Here is a 26,591-nt window from a genome sequence, read left to right as displayed (position 1 = left end):
AACGGACGCCGGCGCCGACAGGCGCCAGGCATCGTAGACGAGCAACAGCAGTGCGGGCACGAGTAACCACAGGAAGCGCGGCAGATGATCCTCACGCGTATCGATGGCCCGTCGTGCCGTGCGCAACGACTTGAGCGCCCCACGAATACGCGTCGCCTTGTCGGAGACCTCCGCCGGAATGAACGTGCCGTTCGCGGCCGTCGCGGCCTTCTCCAGCAAGGCTGGGGCGTAGCGCGTGATCACCACATTGCCGTCGTCATCGGTCTTGGCTTTGACCGACGACCCATCTCGGATGGGGATGGTGCTGCCCTTGGTGGTCCCAAAGCCTACCGTCACGACACTGATGCCCTTAGCGCCAGCGTCGCGCGCGGCAGTTTCCACGTCTTCCACCGCGTCGAAGGATTCGCCGTCGGTCATGACCACCAGCGCGCGATCGGCGCTGGCGTCGCTTGCGAGCAACAGCTCGGTCCCCTGCCGTATGGCTTTGGCGATGGAACTTCCGGCCTGTCCGACGACACTCGGGTCGAGATTCTCGAGGAACAACTCGAGCGCGCCGTCGTCGCTGGTGAGGGGGGTGAGGATGTAGCTGCGCCCTGCGAAGGCGATGAGCGCCACGCGGTCGGCCTGCGACATGGCGCGCAGGCGGCGTACTTCCTGCTTCATGCGCTCGAGGCGATTGGGCTTCTCGTCGGGCGCCATCATGGACAGGGAGGCATCGAGCGCGATGGCCATGTCGATACCGCGCGCACTCACCGGTCCGCGCGTGAGCCCCCAGCGCGGGCCGGCCATGGCCAACCCCATCAATACCGCGACCAGCATCAATCGCCATGTGCGTCGACGTTCTCCGCCCCCGCTCGACGGGACCAGACGGGCAAGCGCGGCAGGATCGGCAAAGCGCGCCAGACGTCGTTCACGTTGCCGCCACTGCTGGCGGCGCAGCCACCAGACACACAGCGGCAGCGCGATGGCGAGGAGTGCCAACCACGGGGTATCGAGCACCAGCGGCGGCAGGTTCTCGCCCAGAGGAATGGTGAGTGGTGCGAGGAGGTTCATGGGTGACTCACGGCAGCATACCGCGCCGTGCGCGGAGCCAGAGTTCACCGACGAGCGCGACGACCCCGAACAGCAACGGCCAGCGGAACTGCTCGGTGTAGCGAATGAACGCCTTGGCTTCGACCGCGGAGCGCTCCAATCGATCGATCTGCTCGTAGATCGCCTGCAGGGCTGCTGCGTCCTTCGCGCGGAAGTACTTGCCACCGGTGGTGGCGGCAATCTCGGTGAGGAGGGGCTCGTCGATCTTCACCGGCCGGTTCTCGTAGCGCAGTCCGAAGAGCCCGCGCCCCACCGGCACGGGTGCCATCCCCTCGCTGCCGACACCGATGGTGTAGATGCGAATACCGAAGGCGCCGGCGGCCTGTGCCGCCGTTCGCGGATCGATGGCGCCTCGATTGTTTTCGCCATCGGTGAGCAGCACCATCACGCGGGAGCGCCCCGGCGAGTTGCGCAGGCGATTGGCCGCGGTGGCGATGGCCGTCCCGATCGCGGTGCCATCTTCGAGTTGGCCCACCTGCAGGTTATCGATGGCCGCGAGCACCACGGGGTAATCCGTGGTAAGTGGGACCTGCGTGAGCGCCTCACCGGAGAACGCCACGAGCCCCACGCGATCCGTCTTGCGCCCCATGACAAAGCGTTTGAGCTTCTCGCGCGCCACTTCCATGCGATTCTGCGGCTGGAAGTCTTCGGCGAGCATTGAGCTCGAAATGTCGATGGTGAGCGCGATATCGATCCCATCGCTGTTCACGCGTTCGGCCCGCGCGCCCGACCGCGGCTGTGCGATGGCGACGATGAGCCCGCCCATCGCCAGCGCGCGAAGGCGCGGCAGCCACCGCCGAGCATGCAACGACGGCTGCGGCCCATCGGCAAGCACCGGGAGCCGGGAGAAGGCGATGGTGGGCTGCGCACGGTCGCGCCGGTGGTGCCACCACAACCAGAGCGGCAACAGCCCCAGCAGCAGCAACACTGTGGGCTGCCCAAAACTGAGGCCGAACAGCGACAGCGCCTCGAGCTGTTCGCGCCAGTACGCGCCCATTCCCAGCGAGTCCGTCGACATCACCGGTCAGCCCCGGACGTCGGGCCCCGAGAGGCCCGCGATGCTCGGCGGGCACGGTCTTCGCCTTCCTGCGCCTCGCGCGCGGCCGCCTCTTCGGCGGCTCGGTGGGCGGCTGCTTCCGCCGCGCGTTGCGCCTGATCCGCACCCTCGATGTGGTCGACGATGTGCCGAGCGGCGGCGGCAAGCTCACCCGCCCGCTTGGGCGACACGAGGCAGGCGGCGAACTTGATGTCGTCGGCATCGGTCAGCAGCGACCAGAGGCGATCACGCGGGATCCGCGGATCGTCACCGACGGCGGCAATCAGTTCGTCCGAGGTAAGCGAGAGCGTCGCCGCCGGCAATCGCGCCGCGAGATACCACCGGAGCACGTCGAGCGAGAGCGCGACGAACCGCCCGGCCTCTCCGGCATCCGCCAGCCCGAGCCGCTCAAGACGGTCGAATTCGTGCTGCGCGCGCGCGAATGGATCGAGCACTCGCTGGCCAAGCGCCGCGGGCCTGGCGTGCCGACGGCGACGCCACATCCACCAGAGCACCGCCAACGCGGCGAGCACGAGGAGCGCGGGCCACCACTGTTGCCACCACGGGACGACACGCGGAAAGAGCTCGCGTGCCGGCTTGGGGCGGTGTTGGGTGCTGTCTCCCGGCAGTACGCTGCGCACGAAAATGGTCGCGTCACCCATCGGCACCTTCACGACCGATGCGCCCATTCGCACGATCATGTCGGGCATGCTGATCGCGAGACGCCCCACGTCCCACGCACTCAGCGTGTAGACTCCGCGCTCCCGCCGCCCGCCGAGCTTGGTGCCTTCGTCGATGACCTTCACCGGCCCGCGCATGGCGACAACCGCCGCGGAATCGGCGATGGTGGGCCACTCCACGCGCGCGTCAGCGGGCACGGCCACGGTCACGACGTAGGTAAACACATCGCCCACTTCCACCGTGTCGGGCTGCACGAGCGACCCCGCCCGAATGCGGTTGCCCGAACGCGGTGCCAGGAAGGCCGTGTCGACGGCCTGTGCGAAGAGGGGATGCGCGTAAAGGACAGCCGCGGCGAGTGCCGCCACCGCCCGGTGAGTGATGCTCCCCACGCGATGCGCGCGCAGACCCATGTGCCTCACCGGCCGCGCACCGCGCTTGGTGAGGCGACACCGCGCGCCGCGTCGCCGAGCGTGCCGCGCGGCCCCGCGCGCACGGCCCCATGGGGCCGACGCGAACGCGCGCGAAAGAACGCGAGCAGCGCATCCACGTAGCCGTGCTCGGTGTGCACGATGATCTCGTCGAGCCCGAGCCGGCCGAACAGTTTGCGCCGCGCGTCGTCCTCGGTCGCGATGCGTTGTGCGAAGGCCGCCCGCACCGCGGGGTGCGAGGTATCGATCTCGAGCACTTCGCCCGTTTCGGGATCTTCGAGACGGGCCGGCCCGATATCGGGGAGCACGCGTTCGGCCGGATCCTCGAGCGTGACGGCGATGACGTCGTGCCGCTGCGCCAGACGCGCGAGCGGCTTCTCGATATCGGCGGTCAGAAAATCAGAGGCGAGGAACACCACACTGCGATGCGGCAGCAACCGCATGAGCCGATCGACCGTGACGGCCATGGAAGTCCCACGTCCCGTAGGCTCTACGGTGAGGAGGTCACGAATGAGCCGGAGGGCGTGCTTGCGTCCCTTCCGAGGCGGCAACGCGTGCTCCACGCGATCGCTGAAGAGCATGAGCCCGACCCGGTCATTGTTGCGCACCGCGGCCAGCGAGAGCACGCCCGCGAGTTCGATGGCGAGGTCGTGCTTGAAGCGGGCGCGGGTACCGAACCGGGAGGAGCCGGAGAGATCGACCGCGAGCATGACGGTGAGTTCGCGTTCCTCGACGTAGCGCTTGACGAACGGCTTGCCCATGCGCGCCGAGACATTCCAATCGATCGCGCGCACCTCGTCGCCGGGCTGATACTCACGCACCTCGGCGAACTCCATCCCCTGTCCCTTGAACAGCGAGCGGTACTCGCCCGCAAAGCGCGAGTCCACGAGCCGGCGCGTCCGCACCTCGATGCGCCGGACCTGGCGAAGGACATCGGCGGGCGCGATGGACAGCACGCTCACGGCGATTCCGGCCGTCGTTCAGCGATGACCAACGCAGCCGTGACTCACGGGGCCTCGACCACCGCGAGCAGACGGGCCACGATCGCGTCGCTGGTGACGCCTTCCGCATCCGCTTCGAACGACGTGAGCACGCGATGCCGCAGCACATCGGGGGCGATGCTCTTCACATCATCGGGTGACACGAACGCCCGCCCGCGGAGGAACGCGTGGGCCCGCGCGGCCTGCCCCAACGCGATGGTCGCGCGCGGTGATGCACCGAACTCGATGAGCGGGCGGAGATCGGCCGCCCCGACATCGGCCGGATGTCGCGTCGCGTGCACGAGTTCAACGATGTAGTCGACGATGCGCTCGTCCATGTACAGGTCGGCGATACGGCGACGCGCGTCGAGCAGCGCTTCTGGCGAGGCGACCGGGGTGATCGTCGTGTGGTCGCCCCCGGCCATGCGCCGCAGGATTTCCTTTTCTTCGGCGCGGGTCGGATACCCCACCCGCAACTTCATCATGAAGCGGTCGACCTGCGCCTCAGGCAGCGGGTAGGTGCCTTCCTGCTCGATGGGGTTCTGCGTCGCGAGCACCAGGAACGGCTCCGCGAGCTTGTAGGTGGCCCCACCGATGGTGACCTGCTTTTCCTGCATCGCCTCGAGCAGCGCCGCCTGCACCTTGGCCGGGGCGCGATTGATCTCGTCGGCGAGGATGATGTTGGCGAAGATGGGGCCGTGCTTGACGCGAAACTCGCCGGTGGGCTGATCGAAGATCTGCGTGCCGATGACGTCGGCCGGCAGCAGGTCGGGCGTGAACTGGATGCGCTGGAAGGTGGTGCGCACCGTTTCCGCGAGTGTTCGCACGGTGAGGGTCTTGGCGAGTCCGGGGACCCCCTCGAGCAGCACGTGGCCACCGGTGAGCAGGCTGATGAGCAGGCGTTCCACCATGTACTCCTGCCCGACGATGCGCCGCGCCACCTCGCGCAGCACGCCCTGCACCAGAGCCGCGTCGTTGGACGTGGCGACACTCGTGGTCACGTAAGCCTGCTCCTGTGAGTGAGGATTGCTTCCCGCCTAGCTGGTGTGCATACCCACCAGGCGACCGTCTGCTCCCCGCGGACGCCTCGGTGCTCGTACGTTGCTCAGCGCCTACCGCTCAGCGCGTACCCACCAAGGCGTCGATCACGGTCCGTTCCGCCGCCGTGAGCGCCCGCGCCTGCCCCGACTCCAGATTGCCAAGGCGGATCGGGCCGAACTGCGTGCGCACCAGCCGTTCGACCTCGAGGCCCAGCGTATCGCAGATGCGCCGGACTTCGTGGGTCTTACCTTCGGCAATGGTGATTTCGAACGCCCACCGACGTGCACCCAGCGGATGGGCCTGGACGTCCCGCGGCACGACCAATCCGTCCTCGAGTTCGACGCCTTCACGCGCCTGCCGGACGGCGGACACGGCGTCACCCCGCACCGTCGCCACGTAGGTGCGTTCGACCTCGCGGCTGGGATGCGTAAGCGCATGGGCCGCCGTGCCGTCGGTCGTGAGCAACAACACGCCTTCGGTCATGAAGTCGAGCCGTCCCACGTACACGAGCCCTGGGACGTCGTCGACCAGATCGAAGACCGTGGTGCGCCCCTGTGGGTCCTTGCGGGTGGTCATGACGGCGGCCGGCTTGTGCAGCACAATCCAGCGGTGCGCGGTGACGTGCGTGTCGACCGGCTTGCCGTCGAGTGTGATCCGATCGCGGGCCGTATCGACGACCTGACCGACGGTCGCCACGACCCCGTTCACCTGGACCCGTCCATCGGCGACGGCCTGATCGGCTCCACGCCGCGAGACGACGCCGGCTCGTGCGAGGGCTCGCTGGACGCGCATGGGGCCCTCGTCACGCGCCTTGACGGTGCCACCCGCCTTGCTGTTGGCCGGTTGGCCAGCGGCCTTTCGCGCGGGGCGTGCCGTGCCAGCGGCCCCACGCTTTTCGGCGAGCCGTCGCTCGGCGCCGGAGGCCTCGCCGCGCGGCTTCCCACCGCGGCTATCGGGGCCGCGGCTATCGGCTCCGCGACCGTCGGGGCCGCGGCGTTCGGCGTTCCGTCCTTCTGCACGTGCCGCCCGGAAATCCCGGGCGGTGGGCGCCTTACCCGTTGGCTCACCGCGCCCTTTGGACTTGGGCGCGGTCCCCGGGCGCCCGTCACCGGGGCGCGTCGGGGCCGACGGCTTGCGGGGGCCGCCTTCCCCGCCGGAGCGACGCGGGGGCGTCACTCGGGCACGACCGTGGCGTTCCCCGCGCCGCGGAGCGCGATGGCAAGTTCGTCGGCGCGCGGGAGCTCCTCGAGATGGCGCAGCGCGAACTGCTCGAGGAACTGTGGCGTGGTGCCGTAGAGCAAGGGACGGCCGATGCCTTCGCTGCGCCCGACGATGTCGATGAGGCCGCGCTCGTGCAGCGACTTCAGCACCGAGCCCACGGCCACGCCGCGGATCTCCTCGATTTCCGCGCGACCGATCGGCTGGCGATAGGCCACGATGGCGAGCGTCTCGAGCGCCGCCGCGGACAGCTTCTGCGGGCGCACGGCGACCTGGGCGCGCTCGATCGCCTCGGCGAACTCTGCGCGCGTGAGAATCTGCCAGCCGCCGCCCTGCTCGACCAACTCGACCCCGTGCCCGTCGACGTCGTAGTGCTCCCGCAGTTCGTCGATCGCCGCCGCTACCGCCGCCGGGCTCGACTCGGGGTCGAGCGCTTCCAGCGCGGCGAGCGAGATGGGGCGCGGCGCCGCGAACAGCGCCGCCTCAAGCAGCTTCGCTAATGGCGTCACGCGTGATCTCCACGGAGGCGAATGGACGGTGCTGCGCAATGCGCAGCTCACCGAGCTTCGCCATTTCGAGCAGGGCGAGCAGGACGGACAGAATCTGCCAGGGTTCGGCATCGCGGCCGATGAGATCGGCCCAGCGCGCCGCGCGCCGCATGGCGATCACGTTGCGGATGGTCATCATGGCGCCCGCGACGTCGAGCGCGCGCGGCACGACCTCGTGGATCTTCGGCTCCTTGGTGGTGCGCAGCACGCGATCCACCGCCGCGAGCAGTTCACCGAGGGAGAGCGACAGGGGGGCGTTGAGCGGCGTGATGTCGACCGCGGCGGGGACGAAGCGGCGGGGGAACTGATGCCGGCGCTCCTCACCGCGACGCTCGAGCAGATCCACCACCTCGCGCATCTGCTGGTACTCGAGCAGACGACGGACGAGTTCGGCGCGCGGGTCTTCCCACGATTCCTCGCCGTCGGCCCGCGGGAGCAACATCTGCGCCTTGATGCGCAGCAGGCGAGCCGCCATCTCGAGGTAATCGGCCGCTTCGTCGAGCCCCAGCGTACTGATACGCGCCAGGAACTGCTCCGCGATGCGGGCGATGGGGATGTCGTAGATGTCGACCTGCTCGTCGCGGATGAGCGACAAGAGGAGATCGAGCGGACCGGTGAACTGGCTCAGCTCGATGACGAACGACGACGATTCAGCTTCGACGGGGCGGAAATTGGGGGCAATCACGCAGCGGTCACGCGTCGAAAGGGTTGGGGAGCAGGTAGGGAATGTACACCTGCTGGGCGACTCGGGAGACAAAGAATGCGGGGGACATCCACGCATTCACCAGCGGCCGCCCGAAGGAGAGCAAGGCAAAGAGCAGCAGGAACCCCACGGCCCCGATGCGCTGGTACTGCAGCGACCATTGCGGGGGGAGGAGGTACTTGAAGACGTGCGACCCGTCGAGCGGCGGGATGGGGATCAGATTGAACGCCGCGAGCACGAGGTTGAGCACGATGCCCTGCATGAACATGAGCTGCAGCACGAACATGGGGCGCGCGAGCTCAGGAAACGCCTGTCCGAGCAGCCCCACGCCCACGATGAGCGGGATGCAGGCAAGGGCGATCAGCACGTTGACGGTGACGCCGGCCAGCGACACGATGATGTCGCCCCGGCGGTAGTTGCGGTAATTGCGCGGGTTGACCGGCACCGGCTTCGCCCCACCGAAGATCGGCCCGCCGAGGACGGCGAGCATCACCGGCAGAATGATGGTCATGACGGGGTCGATGTGCTTGAGCGGATTGAACGTGAGCCGCCCCAGCTGGTACGCCGTCATGTCTCCCTGCCGGAACGCCGCATAGCCGTGCGCATACTCGTGGGCGACCATCGAGAAGAGCAGCACGGGAGCGACGAGGGCGAGTTGCTGGGCGAATTCCACCGCGGCAGCCGAAGAGAAAAGAGGGGCGAGCACAGGGGGAGCGGAGGCTCCCGGCCCGGAACGCGAATGCAAGCAAATCGGAAGGAGAAGTGTAGCCGGCGGGAGGGGGGAAGTCAAAAGTATTCCACACCGGAAGTTATCCACATTGGGGTCCGAATCCATCCTCCAGCCCCCCGCTACAGCTGCAACGCTAACTCCTGCGCCGGCCGCCGCTTGACCGGTGCTCTGGCTTCGCCTAAGTTTCTTGGTCTGTTCCGCCGTGGCCGGATTCCATCCGTCTGCCGGGTGGTTTCCACGTCACTGTTTATCCAGTTCCCAGGAGTTTTTCGTGCCGAATATCAAGTCCGCAAAGAAGGATCTGCGGAAGTCGCGTGCGGCTGCTGTACGCAACCGTGCCCAGCGTTCGGCGCTGCGGACTGCCGTGAAGAAGGCGAAGGCGGCGGCTGCGGCGGCGGATGACCGTCTCACTGCCGTGTCGCTCCTCGACCGTGCGGCGCGCAAGGGACTCATTCACAAGAACGCGGCGGCTCGTCAGAAGAGCAAGATCGCCAAGCAGGCCAACAAGGCCGCTGCGGCGTAATCGTCCCCGCGCATCCACACGCGCGGTGAACGACGAAGGGCCGGACTCGCGAGAGTCCGGCCCTTTTGTTTTTCAGGGTGACCGGCAGCGTCAGAACGCTGCCAGCTCTCCCCCGCAACGTTCGCAATACCACTCCGTCGGCAGGTTCAACGTGCCGCACTCGGTGCAGCGCAACGTCTTCTGCGGCTCGCCGGATGCCTCGGCCGACGTTCCTGCACTGCTGCGCTCCGCCTCAACCGGCGGCGTTGTGCCTTCCCCGCCCGGATCGATCACCGAGCGCAGGAACGCGAGATCGTCGAACGGATCGTTGGCGCTCGCGGCGTTGGGCGCCGCAGATGGCGCCCCTGTGGCAGCCCCCTGCTCCGCCTGAAGCTCGTGCTCGGCCTCGATGCCCTGCAGCGACTGCACGAACTCCTGATCGGCCGGTCCGCTGACTTCGCCGAACAATGCGAGCGCATCGTCGACCTCGCTCTCCGATACCGGCGCCGCGGTCGCGGTGGGCTCCGGTCCCGGCACCACCGTCATGCTGGCGGTATCGAACAACGCCGCCACGTCGGCCAGCCCGTCTTCGTGGCTTGGTCCCTCCAGCGCCGGAGTCTCCGCGATTCCCGACACGTCGATGTCGAGCAGGGGCTCCTCGTCGACGTGCGCTGCCTCCGTGGCCGCCATCGGTGTGAGCACCAGCGACGCTACATCATCGACCGTCGCAAGCGACAGCGCGGGGGGCACCGGCTCGGCCGCATCCGGCACGAATCCCGTACTCACCTCGACCGCATCGTCGGCCTCGTCACCGACGGCCGCGACGACGACCTCGGGCGTGTCGGCCAGAGCGGAGGCCGCCGGCGCCACCAAGTCCGCCGCGGTATCCGCGTCCACCGCGGTCACGGGGGCCGAGACTGGCGGCGTGACACGCGCGCTGGACAGCAACGTGCGCACATCCTCGACCTCCAACAGCAACGCGTCACGCTCACCACCCAGCGTGGTGATCCTGCCCTCCACCGCCTCGCGCACCGTTGCCCATTGGTCGTCGTCGTACTCGCCAACGAGATTCCGCAGCATCCCCTCGGCCAGTTCCTCCTCGTTCGCCGACAGCTGCGTTTCGAGATCGCTCAAGCGCTGCTCGAGCTCCGTGCCGAATGCGGATAGCTCGCCAACGTGTGACTGCAGTTGCGTGATGACATCGCTACGACGGCCGACGTAATCGGCGTACACCCGATCGAACACACGCGAGGGCGTGTCGGCGCGCTTGGACTCGAGCGACGCCAACCATTCGTCGTAGCGCTGTCGTTCCGCAACGAGCGCGCGCACTTCTTCAATGGACACGTGCAACTCCGTGAGGAGGGACGAGAGGTGAATTCCGGGAACCGGCGAGCGACGATGGGGGGAGAAACGCGCCCCCCATCACTTACGCACTGAATACCAGGCGGCCGCCAACGATGGTGTGCAGTGCCTGACCGGTGAACGTGTGGCCGCCATACGGCGTGTTGCGCCCCTTCGACTTGAACCGCGTCGGATCACACGTCCACTGACGGTTCGGGTCGAAGATGGTGACATCGGCGAGGCCACCCCGAGCGAGCGATCCGCCGGGCAGCCGGAAAATCTTCGCCTGCTTGCAGCTCATGGCGTCCACCAGCTGCGACAACGTGATGATGCCGCGGTGCAGCAGATAGGTGCAGTTGACGCCGAGCGCCGTTTCGAGTCCCACGATGCCGTTGGGCGCGTCGGCAAACTCGCGCTCCTTCTCGTCGTAGTGGTGCGGCGCATGATCGGTGACCAGCAGATCGATCGTGCCATCGGCCACGCCCTGCTGCAGCGCCTCGACGTCCTCGGCCGTGCGCAGCGGCGGATTCATCTTGGCGTTGGTGTTGTAGCCGTCCACTGCATCTTCCGTGAGGGAGATGTGATGCGAGCACACTTCGGCGGTCACGTTGATCCCGCGCTCCTTGCCCCAGCGCACGAGCTCCACGGAGCCCTTGGTGCTGAGGTGACAGAGGTGGATGTGTCCACCGGTACGCTTGGCGAGCAGGATGTCGCGAATGACGTAGATCTCCTCGGCTTCGGCGGGGATGCCCTTGAGGCCGAGCTTCGCGCTCATGATGCCCTCGTTCATGCTGCCGCCACGCGCGAGCGTCATGTCCTCACAGTGTTCGGCGATGGGCACGTTGAAGGCACGCGCATACTCGAGCGCGGTGCGCATGAGCTGCGCGCTCTCCACCGGCTTGCCGTCGTCGCTGAACGCGACGGCACCAGCGCCCACCATTTCGGCGATCTCGGCGAGCGTTTCCCCCTTCTGCCCGACGGAAATGGCGCCGTACGGATACACGCGTGCGTAGCCGGCGTTCTCGCCCTGACGCTTCACGAAGCTCACGACCGCCTGATTGTCGGTGACGGGCTTGGTGTTGGGCATGCCGCACACGGCCGTGATACCGCCGGCGACGGCGCTGTGGGCACCGCTCGCGACGGTCTCCACATCCTCACGCCCCGGCTCGCGCAGGTGCACATGGACGTCGATGAACCCGGGCGCCACCACGAGCCCGGTGGCATCGATCACCTCAGCGCCGTCGGGCGTGCCAAGCGAACCGCCGCACGCCTCCACCTGGCCGTTGCGCAGCAGCACGTCGCCCACGGCGTCGAGGCCCTGCGAAGGATCGATGATGCGTCCGCCCTTGATGAGCAGATCGCGCGTTCCGATCGGGTGCGCCATTTACGCGTTTCCTTTCTTGGCCGCTTCGGCCAGTTCGGGCTTGCCACCGGCAAGCAGGTAAAGCACCGCCATACGCACGGCCACACCGTTGGTGACCTGGTCGAGGATGACCGAGTGCGGGCCGTCGGCGACATCGCTGTCGATCTCGACGCCACGATTCATCGGCCCGGGGTGCAGAATGAGGAGGTCACGCGGCGCCTGCTCCAGCCGCGCACTGGTAACGCCGAACACGCGATTGTACTCGCGCAGCGACGGGATGTAACCGGCCTGCATGCGCTCGAGCTGCAGGCGCAGCACGTTGAGGGCATCGGCCCATTCGATGGCCTGCTCGATGCGATCGAAGACGGTGACGCCCATCTCCTCGATCGCGTTGGGGAGCAGCGAGCGCGGTCCGCATACGGCGACTTCCGCGCCGAGCTTGGTGAGCCCCCAGATGTTGGAACGGGCCACGCGCGAATGCAGAACATCGCCAACGATGCAGATCTTGCGGCCAGCGAGATCACCGAACCGGTCGCGCAGCGTGAGCATGTCGAGCAGCCCCTGCGTGGGATGCTCGTTGGTCCCATCGCCAGCGTTGATCACGTTCGATTCGATGCGCTCGGCGAGAAACCGTGCCGCGCCCGAGGCGCTGTGGCGAATGACGACCATATCGATCTTCATCGCCTCGAGATTGCGCGCGGTATCCACGAGCGTTTCGCCCTTGCTCACACTGGAGCCGGCCGCCGCCACGTTGACCGTGTCAGCACTCAGGCGCTTCTCGGCGAACTCGAAAGAAATGCGCGTGCGCGTCGACGCTTCGAAGAACAGGTTCACGATGGTGGCGCCACGCAACGTGGGCACCTTCTTGATCGTGCGCTCGGAGATCTCGCGGAACGGGACGGCGGTGTCGAGCACAAGGCGGATCTGGTCGGCCGAGAGCGGCGCGAGTCCCAGCAGATCCTTGCCGAGGGGACCGGGCATGCGTTCAGCCCTCCTCGTCACGCGTGGCGACGACCACCTCATCGCGGCCGTCGAGCTCTTCGATCATCACGTCCACGCGCTGGTCGGAGGCCACGTCGATACGCCGGCCCACGATATCGGCGTGGATCGGGAGTTCGCGTCCCCCGCGATCGACTAGCACCGCGAGCGCGATACGTGCGGGGCGACCGAAGTCGGCGAGCTCGTCGAGTGCGGCGCGGATGGTGCGGCCGGTGTAGAGCACGTCGTCGACGATGACCACGCGCTGATCGTCGAGCGTCCAGGGCAGCGAGGTGGCGCCAACGACCGGCCGCGGTCCGACAGTCTGCAGGTCGTCACGATAGAGCGTGATGTCGAGGGCACCCGACGCCACGGTGACTCCTTCCTGCGCTTCGATGATGCGCACGATGCGCTCGGCGAGCTGCACCCCGCGGCGCTGGATGCCGACGATGACGAGGTTCTCGCAGCCGGCGTTGAGTTCGATGATCTGGTCGGCCATACGACGCAGCGTGCGATCGAGGGCACGCGCATCGAGCACCGTGGTTGGCTTCGTTGGCATGGCGGACAAGTTAACAGCGCCGGGAGGGGACCGTGGGGGCGGGCGTGAACGGCGCGGGCCTGAACGGCGCGGGCCTGAACGGCGCGGGCCTGAACGGCGCCAGCTGGAACGGCGCTAGCTGGAACGGCGCTAGCTGGAACGGCGCCAGCTTGAAGAGCGCTGGCCGGGCACCGCAGAGCAAAGTGGCGGGCATCCGCCCGGATGCCCGCCACTCGTGAATGGTTCAGCACGCCGATCAGGCGTCGGGGCCAGGGGCCCCGTTTACCACTCGTGGTGCGACCGTGGCGGCTCGTTACCGGGCCCCTTGGGCGCCCAGAGCCCGTGCAAGGGCGACAGATGGCGGGCAGCGGTGCGGGCGGCCCGGAGCCGCACCTTGTCGACAGGCGGCACGAACGAGGTGGCCGCATACATCGCGATGTCGGACGCGGCTTCCATGGTGGCTTGGGCAAAGCCGTGCGACCAGTCGGGGCCGTACGGATGCGAGTCCGCGCGTTCCTCGACCCCGCGTCCGAAGGCGACGCACTTGTCCGCGGCCTCCTTGAGCGAGCGGCTGGAAGCGAGGTGAGCCACTACCACATGGAGGCCATCGCGCCGTCCCATGTGGTACGTGGGTGACTGCATCGCGTCGCCCGCCGGCGCCTCCACGACCCCCGACGCAATGCCGGTGAGCATCACGCACAGCTGCGAGAAGTAGCTGCGGATGGGATCGACCGGCGGTTCTTCCAGAATTGGCGACATGGGCGGATGCAGCAGAATGGTGTCCAGCGCTGGCCGCGAAGCGCAGCCTTCACCCATTCCACAGGGCAAGGGATGTGCCGCCGACCGACCGGCCTTCCCTTTCCCGTTTTCCCTCTGAGAGGTCGGAATACGTGTCTGCGGACAAACAGTTGTGTCCGTCACACGTTGCGGCGAGACCACCAACACCGTTGCGCCCACGCAACAGGTGTCCGCGTTTCAGGTCCCCTGAAATACCCCCAAAGCCCTCCCGCCGGCGTTAGCCGGCGTACAGATGGAGATCGGTGCCGACGAAATCAGCGAGCGACTTGCAGGTTTCCCAGTCGGGGTGCCGCAGGGTGATGTACCCATCGGAGAGCAAGGTGCTCTTCCAGTCCCGGCGCGGCGTACCCACCGGGAGCAGATCGATGGCACAGAGGGCATCGCCCAGCCGCGCCTTCACACGATCGAGGCCCTCGATGCGCTGGATGCGCCCCTGGCCGTGGGCCCGCTTGGTGATGCAGGCGCAGTTGTACTTGCGCTCGACCTTCAGCGAGAAGGTGCCGTGCAATTCGGCCTCGGCCCATCCACTGAAGAGATCGATATCGCTCGCGAAGTTCATGAGATCGACAGTTCGGGCGCCGGGCGGTCGGGCACCGATTTCTCCGAACACCACCTCGCCATCGGACTTGCGATACCACTCCATGTGCGTGAAGCCGGTGTCGTAGCCGAGGACCTTGATGACCTGTTCCCCGAGCGCGATGCCGCCGGTGACCCAGGGGTCATCCACGTGCCGGTAGGAGAGCGTTTGGGGCGAGATCCATTCGTTGGTCCGCGCAATCAGCGGGCGAGGACGATAGTGGCCGACATGGAAGTACTTGATCTCGCCACCCGCGCAGATCGTGTCGTACGTGAACTCTTCGCCGTCAATGAACTCTTCCACGTCGACCGTTTCGATGTGGCCGAGTTGGCTGATGGCGGCCGCCACGGCTTTGGCATCGTCACACCGGAAGGTGTCCATCGAGCCGGCACCGGCAATGGGCTTGATGATGAGCGGATAGCCGACCTGCTCGGCTGCGGCCCACACCTCCGCGGCGTTGCTCGCCACGGCATGGTGCGGCACGCGCACGCCCCCTTCGGCCAGCGCCTGCTTCATGACGTCCTTGTTCCGGAATTTCACAGCCTGTTCATGGCGCTGTCCCGGCACGTCGAATGCTTCACGTAGATGCGCCGCGAGTTCCACGCCCGGTTCCCAGAGACAGCACACCCGGTCGAGGGTGCGCGATCCCAGCCAGCGGCGGATCTGCGCGATGGCGCTCTCGGTATTCGAGAACAGGTCGGCGACCTGCAGATAGTCGCTCAGGTGACGCCGCGCCGACTCGGGCAGTTCGTGCGCCGGCCCGTTCGCGACCCCGAGCACGGTCGCGCCCTGTTCAGAGAGCCCGCGGGTGAAGAGCGGCATTTCGCCCGGGTAGCCCGGGGTGATCATGAGCACCGTCTTGGACATGCGCACCTTGGAGAACGGCCGTGAATGGAATCAGCGTAGGATGACGCGCACCGAGGAGATGATACGCCCCAGCGCGTCCTGCACCACCCTCGTTTCGGGATGACGTACGATAATGAACCCTTCGCCCTCGTAGCTCCCGGTCGGCGCCTGCCCGACGTACGGGAGCCGTTGATCGCACACGAGGTGCCCGAGCTCGCGCTGCACGACCTCCAGTCCCTCGATGGCGGCAACGGTGCCCTGCCCCTGTCCGCGCAGATAGGCGGTGCCCACGGCGTAGCGTCGTGCCGGCGCGCTAAACGTATGATCGACCATCAGCCGAACCCACGCGGAAACGAAATCGACATCATTCGCGCGAGAGATCATGGTGGTCATGTTGGCCCCGGGTGGACGGGCCGCGATTTCGCTGATGGCCAGCGAGCCGTCGGGACGGCGAAACCATTCGCAGTGCGACACGCCGGTGGTCATGCCGAGGGCGCTGAGTGCGCGGTCTCCCACGACTTTGATGTCGTCGAAGGTGGGATCGTCGATCTCACGCGGCAACAGCACGGTCCACTGGATCCACGGGTTCTCGAGCACTTCGAGGGGCGTCGGGGCGTATCGCGTGATGCTGTGCCACACGGGCCGCCCATTGATGCTTACGGTTTCGAGCGAGTGCTCGGTTCCGCGCAGGAATTCCTCGGCGAGCATGGGATCGTCAGGCGCTGGCGCGTGACGCTGCAGCACGGACTCGAGTTCGTCTATGGTGCGCACCCGTTCCGTGGCTTTGGCACCGGCGCCGGCGGGTGGTTTGACCACGATGGGAAAGCCTACCTCGCCGACGAAGCGACGCGCATCGGCGGCCGAGTGAACGAGCATGTGGCGCGCCACCGGTACCCCGGCGTCGCGCAGCACATCCTTCATGCGGGCCTTGTCGCGGAAGTTGTGCGCCGCCGCCGACGGCAGTCCCGGAATGCCGAGGCGCTCGCGTACGATGGCGAGGGGGAGCTGCGCCTGCTCGTACGCCGCAAAGCAGCGGGAGACCGCGCCGTGGCGGGTGGCAATGGACTGCACGGCCCACTCGAGCTGCTCGGCATTCGTGACGTCGTCCACACGCCAATGAGCCACGAGTCGCACCGCGAGCGACGGCGCGAGCTCCTCGAGCCGCTGCTGGGCAATGACCGCCACGCGGATGTGCGAGAGCGCGATCGCCGCCTCGATCATCTGCGAGGCGGCGGGTGAGAAGAAGGGGGCGACGAAGATGACCAGCATGTGTCAGGGCGCGGGGCGGTACGTGCGAACGGTGTGCGCGAGCACGTCCTTGGCCAGGAATCGCACGGGCTTCATTTCACCGCGCGCGAACATGGCGGCCTGATCGGCATGATTGGGGGACGCCGGATCGGTGCTCTGGCCGTACGCCAACACCGAATAGGCGCGCGGGGCGCGCGCGCCGAACTCCACGGCGAGCACCCAGCCGTCGCCGCTATTGGCAATGCGCTTACCATCGAGCTGGTCTTCATAGGTAAGCACGCGGAAACACCCAAGCGCACCGCTGCATCCTCCCACGGGGACGTCCACATTGCCGCGTCGCACGCGATGGATATCCCCCCACGGTACATCGAGCGCGCCGTACTTGCGCACCATCTCCTGCGCCGCCCACTGCAGCGATTGCAACGCCTTCTCAGGTTGACCGAGTCCGCGCGGTGATGTGGTGAGCTCACGCCACGACCATTTCACCGCGAAGGCGGTGTCGCGAGCCTGCGGCTGGTAGCGGCGCCACCACGTTTCGAACAGCAGTCCGCCACGGCTTTCGGGCGCCACGGTGTTATCCCACGCTTGCAGGACGGCGGCCGCGCGGCGCAGCGTGCTATCGCTGGCCGGCGCCGAGGTCTTCACAGTGCGCAACAGGTCGTCCTTCACGCGATCGGCCAGCAGCATGCGGTAGGAGTGTTTGCGGCGCACGACCTCCTCGAGCGAGAACTTCTTCGTGTTGGCGATCAGCTGGAGCGCGTGCTGACTGCGCAGGCGCAGCTCACCCCGCTCGACGTTGTCCGGATATCGTGCCGTATCGAGCAGCGCGCGGAGATTGGCGAAGTGGGGCGCGTCGTTTTCGTTGTGGATGTAGCCGCCGGGCGGGTTCTGTACCTGTGGCAACGAATCGAGGGTGATGAGGCGCGTCCAGATATCTGCGGAGCCCGTGGCTGGGATGGGCACGGAATCACGCCCAGACGCATGCGGCAACCGCGGGATACTGGCCATCCAAATGGTGAGGATATTCCCATCGCGATCCGCATAGGTGAGGTTGGACGTCGCGCGGGCGCGCATGGCGAGGGCCCGCTTCCACTCGGCGAGGGAACGGGCGCGCATCATGGCCAGAAATTGCGCTCCCGCCCGGTACTCCCCCTCGGGACCGGCCCGCACGACATACAGCTTGCTCGCCGTGCGATGCACCACGGGCCCGAGCGGCGTGATGGCGACGCGGCGCGTGGCGGTGGCCAGCGAGTCGCCGTCCCTATAGCGCACGGTGGAAACGTCGTAACGCACGGGGACACTCGCGCCGTCGAACCGATAGGCGTCGGGGGCCGTCGGATCGAGATCGAGTTCGTACACTTCATCAAGATCGGGGGCGTTGTTGGTGGTGGCCCACCCCAGACTGGCGTTGAAGCCACCCACGACCGAGAACGCGCTGCCGATGCGGAAGTCGCCATAGAAGTCGAGCTTCCCCGGTACGGTCACATGCGCTTCCCAGTAGCCCGCGTTCCAATTGAGGTGCGGGTTACGCAATAGAATGGCGCGGCCGCTGGTGGTCCGTGTCGGCGCGAGCGCCCACGCGTTCGATCCCACGTCGGCGTCGCTGCCGAGCACCGGCTTGGCGGCGACGTCCGGTGTCGACCGGGTGATGGGATCGCCAAAGCCGAACGCGCCGCCCTCAGGCGCCCCACCGCGCGCGACCGAGTCGCGTCGCAGCCACCGCACGACGAGGTTGCGCGCGGCGGTGACATTGGCCGTGCCGATGTCCCCCGCGGCGACGTCGTGCCCGTGGAAGACAGGTTGCGCCCACGAGGGCAGCTCCGCCTGATGATGGCGAATGAACCGATTGACCCCCTCCGCGAAGCCGTCGTACATGGCGCGCGTGTCGGGATCGAGCAGGTGGTACGTCTCCTGCACGCGGGCATGCACCCGCTGCGCGGCGAAGTCGGACTCGAGGCTGTCCTTGCCGAAGGTCCGTCCCATCCATCCCCTCGCCCGCACGAGCGACAGGATGACGCGGACACCGTAATCCTCGGCTTGCGTGTAGCCGAGGCCGATCCCGGCGCCGCGGAACGTACCGGCGCCGATGTGCACGACGCCGTATTCGGTACGCCGGATGATGGGGTCATCGGAGACCGCCGGTCGAACGGCGCCGAGCAGTATTGGTATGGAGAGCGCGCCGAGCGCGATGCGCAGCGGGGTGGGCATGACTGACGGGATGGGAGAAACGAAGGACAGCGTCCGCGCAAGTTATTGCGTCAACCTGTGGTCGGCATACGTTTGGGGCAGCCGTCCCACCAATGCGCCGAACAACGCGCGCTCGAACGGCCCGTCCCACCCACTACTCCCGGTCGCAGAGGACCCTCCATGTTATCTCGCAGTCTTGCGCGCATCGCCCTCGCGGTATGTGCGCTCGCGTCACCGTGGCTCGCGCCGCTCGCGGCTCAAAGCGCCAACGGGACGCTCACCGGCAAGATCACCGACGCCGCCAACGGTCAGCCGATCGGTAACGTGCAGGTGTCGATCGTGGGCACGACCCTCGGGGCCCTGACCAACCAGGACGGCATGTACGTGGTGCGCGGTATCGCACCAGGCGCCGTCACGGTGCGGGCGATTCGTATCGGTTTCTCCGAGGCACGCGGTACGGCGACCGTGTCGGCAGCACAGACCATCACGCTCAACCTGCAGCTCAAGGCCGTGCCCGCCACGCTCAACCCGGTCGTCACGACGGTGACGGGTGAACAGCGACGCATCGAGGTGGGCAACTCGATCGCGCAGGTGAACGCCGAGCAAGTCGTGGAAACGCGAGGTGTGGCCAACGTGGCAGATCTGCTCACCTCGCGCGCTGCCGGTGTGATGGTGGTGCCCGGGGTCCAGACGGGCGCCGGCGTTCGTGTCCGCATCCGCGGCACAAGCTCGATCGCGCTGACAAACAACCCGATCTGGGTGATCGACGGCATTCGCGTCGACGGGTCGACCGGCTCGTCGTCGGTGAGCGTGGGTGGAACGACGCCGAGCCGGGTGGGCGATCTCAACCCGGAAGAAATCGAGTCGATGGAAGTGGTGCGCGGGCCGTCGGCGGCCACGCTGTACGGCACCGACGCCGCGAACGGCGTGATCGTGATCAAGACGAAGCGCGGCGTGGCGGGCAAGCCGCAGTGGACGTACTACACGGAACAGACCGGGCTGCAGGATCGTAACCAGTATCCCACGGCCTACCGCGCCTGGCGGACCGGCACCACCGGGACCACGAACTCGACGGCCATCAATACGGTGCAGTGCTTCCTGACACAGCAGGCCTCGAACGCCTGCCGCGTGGACAGCCTGACGGCGTTCAATCTGCACGATGACAAGGAGACCACGCCGTACGGCACCGGTTACCGCACCCAGCACGGCATTCAAGTGAAAGGCGGTTCCGAGAGCGTGCGCTACTTCCTGCACGGCGAATACGAAAACGAAGATGGCGTAACGAAGGTACCGGAGTTCGAGCAGCGTTACCTGAGCCGTCTGGGACTCTCTTTGCTCCCCGACCAGCGCAATCCCAACGCGCTCAAGAAGTACACCACGCGCGCGAACCTGAACCTCACGCTGTCGCCAAAAGCCGACATCACGGTAAGCAGCGGCTTCACCAACCAGAACGTCCGCCTGCCGAGCTCCGACGACTCGGGGACGGCCGGTATCGCGGCCAACACGTATGGGGGCCCGGGCTTCAAGTACAACCTCACCGCCACCGGCGACACCCTGTTCGGCTGGCGTCAGTTCACGCCGCGTGACGTGTATCAGCGCACCACCAATCAGGAAATCAATCGCCTGATCAATTCGGTGGGGGCGAACTACCGTCCGAGCACGTGGATGTTCATGCGCGCCAACGTGGGTATCGACTTCATCAATCGTGTCGATACGCAGCTGTGCCGCTTCCAGAACTGCGCCGACATCGGTCAGGAGCGCCTCGGGTTCAAGATCGACAACCGCACGAACTTCTTCACGTACACCGCCGACGTGGCGGCCACGGCGACCAAGAAGCTCACGGACGGGATCGAGTCGAAGACCACGTTCGGCGGCCAGATGTACCGCACCATCTTCGATCGTAACGGCGCACAGGGGCTGGTGCTGCCCCCGGGTGCGGTGACCGTTACCGCAGGCGCGACCAAGACGGCCGACGAGTCGAGCAGCGAAACGCGCACGCTCGGTGGGTACATCGAAGAGAATCTCGGGTTCGGTGATCGTCTCTTCCTCACCGGCGCCGTGCGTTCTGACCGCAACAGCGCGTTCGGTGCCGACTTCAAGACGGTGTTCTATCCGAAGCTCGCGGCCTCCTACGTGATCTCGCAGGAGAGCTTCTTCCCGAAGTGGTCGTGGCTCGACCAGCTGCGCCTGCGCAGCGCGTACGGGGCATCCGGTGTGCAGCCGGGCACGATCGACGCCGTCCAGTTCTACTCCGCCACCCAGGGCCGCGGCGAGAGCGGCGAAGTGCCGGCGCTCGTCTATTCCACGCTGGGTAACCGCAACCTGCGGCCCGAGCGGTCGACCGAGCTCGAGGTCGGTATCGACGGCACGTACTTCGGCGGACGCGTGAACTCCGAAATCACGTGGTACAACAAGCTGTCCAAAGACGCGCTCGTCTCAAGGATCCTGCCGCCGTCGCTCGGCACGGGTGCGACCGCCCGTCTGGAGAACCTCGGTGAAGTACGCAACCGCGGCGTGGAAGCGCTCATCTCTGCGCAGTTGGTGCAACGTCGGGCGCTCGGTCTCGACGTGCAGCTGAATCTGTCGCACAACGACAACCTGCTGCAGAGTCTCGGCGGTCAGCCCACCATCGGCACCACGCAGCAGCAGCGCGCCGGGTATCCGCTGTACGGCTGGTGGTCGCGCCAGCTGACCGGCTTTGAGGACAAGAACGGCAACGGCATCATCGAGTACAACGCCAGCAATGCGCTAAGCGAGATCACGGTGACCGACACGAACGTCTTCATCGGCTACTCGACGCCCCGTACCGAAGCGGCCTTCACGACCGGCATCGACCTCTTCAACAAGGCGCTGCGTCTGTCGGCCATGGTGGACTACAAGGGCGGCATGAAGATCTACAACAACACCGAGCGCATCCGGTGCGCGAGCCGTCTCAACTGTCGTGCCATTGCCGACAAGAACGCCTCGTTGTTCGATCAGGCGCGCGCGGTGATGGTGCGTGAGCACCCGAGCCGCTCGGTGGCGGGCTATTTCGAGGACGGCGACTTCCTGCGCTTCCGCGAGCTCTCGGCCACCTACCAGCTCCCCACCGCATTGGTAGGCAGCTACTTCCGGGGGCGCAATCTGACGGCGACGGCCTCGGTGCGAAACCTCGGCATCCTGTGGACCAAATACACCGGCGTCGATCCGGAAGCGTTCGGCAACACCGGTGACGCACCGTCGGAGTTCCAGGCGTTCGGGCCGCCGACGTATTTCGCCCTGCGCATCTCCTTCGGCTTCTGAGGATCCCCATTCATGTCTCGATACAGCACGATGCGCGGGTTCTTCCATCGCGCCATTTCGCTCCGCCCGATGCGCCTGGCCGCTCTGACGGCGGCAACCGCCGCCGCGACGCTCGCGGCCGGCGCCTGTACCCCGTCGGATTTCCTTCAGGTCACTGACCCGGACATCATCAACCCCGGTGACGTCGCGTCACCGGCTGGCGCCAACGCCATTCGCCTCGGCGCCATCGCACGTCTGAACAGCGCGACCACCGGCGGCGAAAGCCTGTTGCTGCTCGGCGGGTTGTTCGCCGACGAATGGAACAACGGCGACTCATTCATCGCCCGGCAGGAAATCGACCAGCGCACGATCACGCCGCAGAACAACTTCCTGACCGACGCCAATCGTGCGCTGCACCGGGCGCGACTGTCAGCAGCACAAGCGGTGGAACTGCTGCGTCAGTACAACCCGACGGCCCCCACGTGGCAGGCGGCCGAGATGTACTTCGTGCAGGCGTACGTGGAGAATCTTGCGGCGGAGCACTACTGCAGTGGGCTGGTTTTCAGCTCGGTGGCCAATGGCGCTGAGGTGTACGGCCGGCCACTCACCACGGCGGAGGCGTATGCACAGGCACTGGCCCATGCCGATTCCGGGCTGGCGCTCGTGACCGGCACCACGGCCGACGCCAACCGTGTGCGCGGTGCGTTGCAGGTGACGAGGGGGCGCATTCTCCTCAATCTGAATCGCCCTGCCGACGCGGCGACGGCCGTGAACGGAGTGGCCACGAACTTCCAGTATCTGATGTATCACTCGCTGGTCACGAACATCAATCAGTACTGGAACTTCAACAACCTCGCGGGCCGCTACAGTGTGAGCACGAACGAAGGCACCAACGGTCTGAACTTCGCGACGGCGAATGACCCCCGTGTTCCGGTATGCCTGGGTGGCGATGTGGCGTGCCGCGCCATCAACGTCACGAAGGCCACGCGTGACGATCTCACGGCCCCGTACTACGTCCAGCGTCTGTGGACGACGCAAGAGAGCCCGATCGCGATCGTATCGGGGGCCGAAGCCCGTCTGATCGAAGCCGAAGCGCAATTGCGTTCCGGCAACAGCACCACCTCGCTCGGCACGCTCAATACGTTGCGCGGGACATTCTCCCTGCCCGCCCTCACTGATGCGGGAACCGATGCGGCGCGGGTGAATCAGCTCTTCCGGGAGCGGGCGCTCACGCTGTTCGGACGCGGCACGCGCACCGGCGATATGCGTCGACTCATCCGCCAATACGGCCGTGCGGCGAATACGGTGTTCCCGACCGGTGCGTGGCACAAGGGTGGCAACTATGGCAGTGACGTGACGCTGCCGCTGCCGCTCGCCGAGCAGAACAATCCGACGCCGGGTGCCGGCGTGTGTATTGACCGGAACGCTTGAGAGAGTTGAGGATCGAGAGGTCAGCAGGAGAGCTGAGAACCAGGAACGGTAACTGCGAATTGGACACTTCCCGCGCTCCTCGAGATGGCGGCTCTTTACGGGGATCGCGTGGTTGGCGGGGAGTTTGTAGTTCGTAGTTCCAGTGTTCAGTCTTCAGTTCGTCTACGCACGAATGGAAACGGGCCGCGTGATCATCGATCACGCGGCCCGTTCGTTGTGGCTGCTCTTCGTCAGCGTTCCAGCTTGAAGCCGGGATCGATCCCCGGGCGCTTCGGGGCGTTCGCCACGAACCAGCCGGTCAGATACATCCACTGCGTCATGCGCGTGAGCTTCGGATAGTCGATGCGTTCCGGCTTGTCGCGCGGCGTGTGATAGTCGTCGTGCAGGTTGGTCGTATACATCACCGACGGCACGTTGAGCCGGGCGTACGGCACGTGATCGCTGCGGAAGTACCACCCTTCCGGATGCGTGGGGCGGTCCCAGATCGAATCGAGCTTGAACTTGCCGGTGAGTTCATTCGCCCGGAGTGCCATGTCGACGAGCGCGGTGGAATTGCGATGCGGCGGCTGAATGCCGAGCAGGCTCGCGGAGTCCGGATTGTTGCGCCCCATCATTTCGCCGTTGAGCACCGCCACGATGCTCGCGAGCGGCACCACGGGATGCGCCGCGTGATAGCGCGACCCGAGCAGGCCGCGCTCTTCCGCGCCGTGGTAGACGAACAGCACGGACCGCTTGGCGCGCTGCTTGGCGAAGGCGCGCGCGCTGGCGAGGAGCGCGACGCTCCCCGTGCCGTTGTCGTCGGCACCAGCCCACACCGAGTCGCCGTTGATCACATAGCGCACGCCGTCGTGATCCTGATGCGACGAGAAGAGCACGTATTCCTTGCTGAGCACGGGATCGGTGCCCGGAATCACGCCGACGATATTCGTGGACGGCGTTTCGAACCGTTCTAGTCGAATGTGGAGCTGGACCGCCGGCGCCTGCTGGAGGCGGGCGGCCATCGCCCCGCGCACGAGCACCGCCGGTGTACCGGCCTGACGTGCCGGCACCGGCATTTCGGCCCGCATCGGCTGCGCCTCGAACCGACGCGCAGCGCGGTCGACATCGTATGTCCCGCGCGAGCGGAGGATGGCCAACGCCTCGAAGGCCTGATCACCCGTGGCGTCGGCCACCAGAATCAAACCGGCAGCGCCGCGTCGGGCGAAGCGCGCCTGCATGGCCGATACCGCTGCCTGCGTGTAGCGCACCTCGGGGCTGTTGGTGGTGGTGCGGATGCTCGCCGGATTGGGGGCCAGCATCGGCGTGGCCACCAGCTTACCCTGTACGCTCACCGACGTATCGGCGGCATTCGGGACCCAAACCACCGGCCCGGCGAGATCGGCGCTCGACTGGCCGAGGGGAATGAAGTCCTTCCACACCTCGATGGGCTCGCCCGAGAGCATCCCCGTGGTAGACACGGTGGATACGCGGGTACGCACCATGTTGAACCACTGGAAGTACGAGCCATCGTCACCGACGGGCTTCACCCCGATGGCGCGCAGCTGTTCGGCGACCCAGATGGACGCGCGCATCTCATCGGGGGTGCCGGCCTCGCGCCCGCGCATGGCGTCGCCGGCCATGGCGTAGAGATCACGTTTGATATCGGCTTCGCGAATGAGCGCATACGCGGCGGGGAGCTCGCCGGGTCGGGCCGACGTTTTCGCGGCGGGACGTGCCTGGGCGTGTACGGGCATAACGGCCGTGGACGTCGCGAGGACCGTGGCGGCGAATGCGCCGAGCAGCGCCGGCACTCGGAGGGCGGAATGGTTTCTCATACCCAAGGGTACGTCCGAACGCGGCGGGGCGCTGGTGAGCGGTCGTTCACGGTGGGCTCTCCGCGCGGTCGCAGCGGAATCAGGCCTCCGATGGTATTACAGGGAAGGCTTGGTCTCTCCCCCTCCACCCCACCTGCCATGTCGCAAGCCGCCCGTCCACTCCGCGTGGTGCGCACGATGCTGGGCACCGCCACCCTGCTGTCTGCCAGTGCATTGCTGGCCCAGAAGAAACCTGCCGCGGCCGCGCCGGCCGTCGATCCGGCCGTACAGAGCCGCCTCGAGTCGGAACGACGCGAGGATCCGACCCCCGCGCCCGCACGCAAGGAAGGCGACGGCCCGTTTCAGCGGCTGATCATTCGCGGCGTGAATCTCATCGACGGCTACGGGAGCGCCCCGCGCGGCCCGGTGGATGTGGTGGTCGAGGGCAATCGCATCGCGCAGATCGTGAGCGTCGGATACCCCAAGGTGAAGATCGACCAGAGCAAGCGTCCACAGGGCGCCACGAAGGAGATCGATGCCAATGGCATGTATCTCATGCCGGGGCTCATCGATCTGCACGTGCATCAGGGCACGCAGCAGAAGGCGCCGGACAGCGAGTACTACAACAAGCTCTGGCTTGCCCACGGTATCACGACCGTGCGTGGCGTGCCCTTCGCCAGCTTCGATTACTCGGTGAAGGAGCGGGCACGCAGTGCGAAGAACGAGATCGCCGCGCCTCGATACGTGGTGTATCAGCGTCCCGGTACGGGGTGGGGCCGCGGCACGCCCCGCACGCCCGATGTGGCGCGTGAGTGGGTGCGCTGGGCCAAGGCGAATGGGGCTGACGGGCTCAAGCTCGGCGCCGAGCGCCCGGACCTCATGCAGGCGTACCTCGACGAGGCGAAGAAGCTGGGCCTCGGCACCACCGCCCATCTCCAGCAGGGCGGCGTGGCGCAGGTAAACGGTGACGTGGCCACGGCGATGGGCCTCGAGGCCATCACGCACTTCTACGGCGTGTTCGAGTCGATGTACGACAACCACCAGGTGCAGCCCTGGCCGCTGGACGCGAATCTGCAGGACGAGCAGACGCGCTTCGGGCAAGTGGCCCGCCAGTGGAGTCTGGTGACGCCGCGCAGCGAGAAGTGGAACCGGTTCCTCAAGAACCTGAAGGATCGCGACGTCACGCTCGACCCCACGATGACGACGTACCTCACGGGCCGCGATGTGAACCATCGCATGTACGCCCCGTGGCACGAGAAGTACACGATCCC

General features: G+C 66.8%; 21 protein-coding genes and 1 pseudogene. 4 read left to right on the top strand and 18 right to left on the bottom strand.

The genetic code is table 11. The annotated features are described in order from the left end of the window. The 9 genes from ACIQ6O_RS01855 to ACIQ6O_RS01815 form a co-directional block, all read right to left on the bottom strand. Positions 1–1,053 (bottom strand): VWA domain-containing protein (locus ACIQ6O_RS01855; protein WP_396206061.1); only part of this gene is annotated, 1,053 nt, incomplete at its 3' end. A 7-nt stretch (positions 1,054–1,060) separates the two neighbouring features. Then, positions 1,061–2,110, bottom strand: coding sequence for a VWA domain-containing protein (locus ACIQ6O_RS01850; RefSeq protein ID WP_396206060.1), 1,050 nt, complete (start codon positions 2,108–2,110; stop codon positions 1,061–1,063). After that, positions 2,110–3,219 carry a hypothetical protein gene (locus tag ACIQ6O_RS01845; RefSeq protein WP_396206059.1) on the bottom strand — a complete coding sequence of 370 codons (1,110 nt, stop codon included), beginning with the start codon at positions 3,217–3,219 and terminating at the stop codon, positions 2,110–2,112. The genes ACIQ6O_RS01850 and ACIQ6O_RS01845 overlap by 1 nt, the downstream gene beginning before the upstream one ends. 5 nt (positions 3,220–3,224) lie before the next feature. Continuing rightward, positions 3,225–4,199, bottom strand: a complete 975-nt coding sequence (locus ACIQ6O_RS01840; RefSeq protein ID WP_396206058.1) for a DUF58 domain-containing protein — start codon at positions 4,197–4,199, stop codon at positions 3,225–3,227. Between the two features lie 44 nt (positions 4,200–4,243). Then, entirely contained in the window at positions 4,244–5,218 is a 975-nt protein-coding gene (locus tag ACIQ6O_RS01835) for an AAA family ATPase (RefSeq protein ID WP_396206057.1), read from the bottom strand. A gap of 118 nt (positions 5,219–5,336) precedes the next feature. After that, entirely contained in the window at positions 5,337–6,434 is a 1,098-nt protein-coding gene (locus ACIQ6O_RS01830) for a pseudouridine synthase (RefSeq protein WP_396206056.1), read from the bottom strand. After that, positions 6,431–6,985: an SMC-Scp complex subunit ScpB gene (gene scpB / locus ACIQ6O_RS01825; protein ID WP_396206055.1), complete on the bottom strand. Its 555-nt coding sequence runs from the start codon at positions 6,983–6,985 to the stop codon at positions 6,431–6,433. Before scpB ends, ACIQ6O_RS01830 begins: the two co-directional genes overlap by 4 nt. After that, a complete protein-coding gene (locus tag ACIQ6O_RS01820; RefSeq protein WP_396206054.1) occupies positions 6,960–7,709 on the bottom strand; it encodes a segregation and condensation protein A in 750 nt (249 codons plus the stop codon). The genes scpB and ACIQ6O_RS01820 overlap by 26 nt, the downstream gene beginning before the upstream one ends. Before the next feature lie 7 nt (positions 7,710–7,716). Continuing rightward, positions 7,717–8,433 carry a site-2 protease family protein gene (locus ACIQ6O_RS01815; protein WP_396206053.1) on the bottom strand — a complete coding sequence of 239 codons (717 nt, stop codon included), beginning with the start codon at positions 8,431–8,433 and terminating at the stop codon, positions 7,717–7,719. A 295-nt stretch (positions 8,434–8,728) separates the two neighbouring features. On the opposite strand from ACIQ6O_RS01815, the gene rpsT reads away from it, so the two are divergent. Next, positions 8,729–8,980, top strand: coding sequence for a 30S ribosomal protein S20 (gene rpsT, locus ACIQ6O_RS01810; protein WP_306518175.1), 252 nt, complete (start codon positions 8,729–8,731; stop codon positions 8,978–8,980). A gap of 90 nt (positions 8,981–9,070) precedes the next feature. Here the strand turns inward: rpsT and ACIQ6O_RS01805 are convergent, their stop codons facing one another. From ACIQ6O_RS01805 to ACIQ6O_RS01770, 8 genes are all read right to left on the bottom strand, one after another. Continuing rightward, positions 9,071–10,303, bottom strand: coding sequence for a hypothetical protein (locus ACIQ6O_RS01805; RefSeq protein WP_396206052.1), 1,233 nt, complete (start codon positions 10,301–10,303; stop codon positions 9,071–9,073). An 82-nt stretch (positions 10,304–10,385) separates the two neighbouring features. Beyond that, positions 10,386–11,684, bottom strand: a complete 1,299-nt coding sequence (locus tag ACIQ6O_RS01800) for a dihydroorotase (RefSeq protein WP_396206051.1) — start codon at positions 11,682–11,684, stop codon at positions 10,386–10,388. Further along, a complete protein-coding gene (locus ACIQ6O_RS01795) occupies positions 11,685–12,644 on the bottom strand; it encodes an aspartate carbamoyltransferase catalytic subunit (RefSeq protein WP_396206050.1) in 960 nt (319 codons plus the stop codon). A gap of 4 nt (positions 12,645–12,648) precedes the next feature. Continuing rightward, positions 12,649–13,200, bottom strand: coding sequence for a bifunctional pyr operon transcriptional regulator/uracil phosphoribosyltransferase PyrR (gene pyrR / locus ACIQ6O_RS01790; protein WP_396206049.1), 552 nt, complete (start codon positions 13,198–13,200; stop codon positions 12,649–12,651). Positions 13,201–13,461: 261 nt separating this feature from the next. Continuing rightward, entirely contained in the window at positions 13,462–13,938 is a 477-nt protein-coding gene (locus ACIQ6O_RS01785; protein ID WP_396206048.1) for a hypothetical protein, read from the bottom strand. Between the two features lie 256 nt (positions 13,939–14,194). After that, positions 14,195–15,421, bottom strand: a complete 1,227-nt coding sequence (locus tag ACIQ6O_RS01780; protein ID WP_396206062.1) for an acetyl-CoA carboxylase biotin carboxylase subunit family protein — start codon at positions 15,419–15,421, stop codon at positions 14,195–14,197. Positions 15,422–15,451: 30 nt separating this feature from the next. Then, the gene (locus ACIQ6O_RS01775) at positions 15,452–16,669 is read right to left on the bottom strand and encodes an acetyl-CoA carboxylase biotin carboxylase subunit family protein (protein ID WP_396206047.1); all 1,218 of its coding nucleotides are present in this window, start codon (positions 16,667–16,669) and stop codon (positions 15,452–15,454) included. A gap of 3 nt (positions 16,670–16,672) precedes the next feature. Next, positions 16,673–18,856 carry a penicillin acylase family protein gene (locus ACIQ6O_RS01770; RefSeq protein ID WP_396206046.1) on the bottom strand — a complete coding sequence of 728 codons (2,184 nt, stop codon included), beginning with the start codon at positions 18,854–18,856 and terminating at the stop codon, positions 16,673–16,675. A 159-nt stretch (positions 18,857–19,015) separates the two neighbouring features. Between ACIQ6O_RS01770 and ACIQ6O_RS01765 the strand changes: the two genes are divergently transcribed. Together ACIQ6O_RS01765 and ACIQ6O_RS01760 are read left to right on the top strand one after the other, a co-directional pair. Next, positions 19,016–22,117, top strand: coding sequence for a SusC/RagA family TonB-linked outer membrane protein (locus ACIQ6O_RS01765; RefSeq protein WP_396206045.1), 3,102 nt, complete (start codon positions 19,016–19,018; stop codon positions 22,115–22,117). Between the two features lie 12 nt (positions 22,118–22,129). Beyond that, positions 22,130–23,527, top strand: coding sequence for a RagB/SusD family nutrient uptake outer membrane protein (locus ACIQ6O_RS01760; RefSeq protein ID WP_396206044.1), 1,398 nt, complete (start codon positions 22,130–22,132; stop codon positions 23,525–23,527). A 230-nt stretch (positions 23,528–23,757) separates the two neighbouring features. On the opposite strand, the gene ACIQ6O_RS01755 is transcribed toward ACIQ6O_RS01760, so the two are convergent. Continuing rightward, positions 23,758–25,341: a M28 family metallopeptidase gene (locus ACIQ6O_RS01755; RefSeq protein WP_396206043.1), complete on the bottom strand. Its 1,584-nt coding sequence runs from the start codon at positions 25,339–25,341 to the stop codon at positions 23,758–23,760. 138 nt (positions 25,342–25,479) lie between these two features. Here ACIQ6O_RS01755 and ACIQ6O_RS01750 point away from each other — a divergent pair. Beyond that, positions 25,480–26,591, top strand: a pseudogene (locus ACIQ6O_RS01750) (amidohydrolase); the annotation flags it as partial.

It is taken from the genome of Gemmatimonas sp., assembly GCF_044345575.1.
Lineage (GTDB): Bacteria > Gemmatimonadota > Gemmatimonadetes > Gemmatimonadales > Gemmatimonadaceae > Gemmatimonas.
This window is presented reverse-complemented; position numbering and strand designations above follow the sequence as displayed.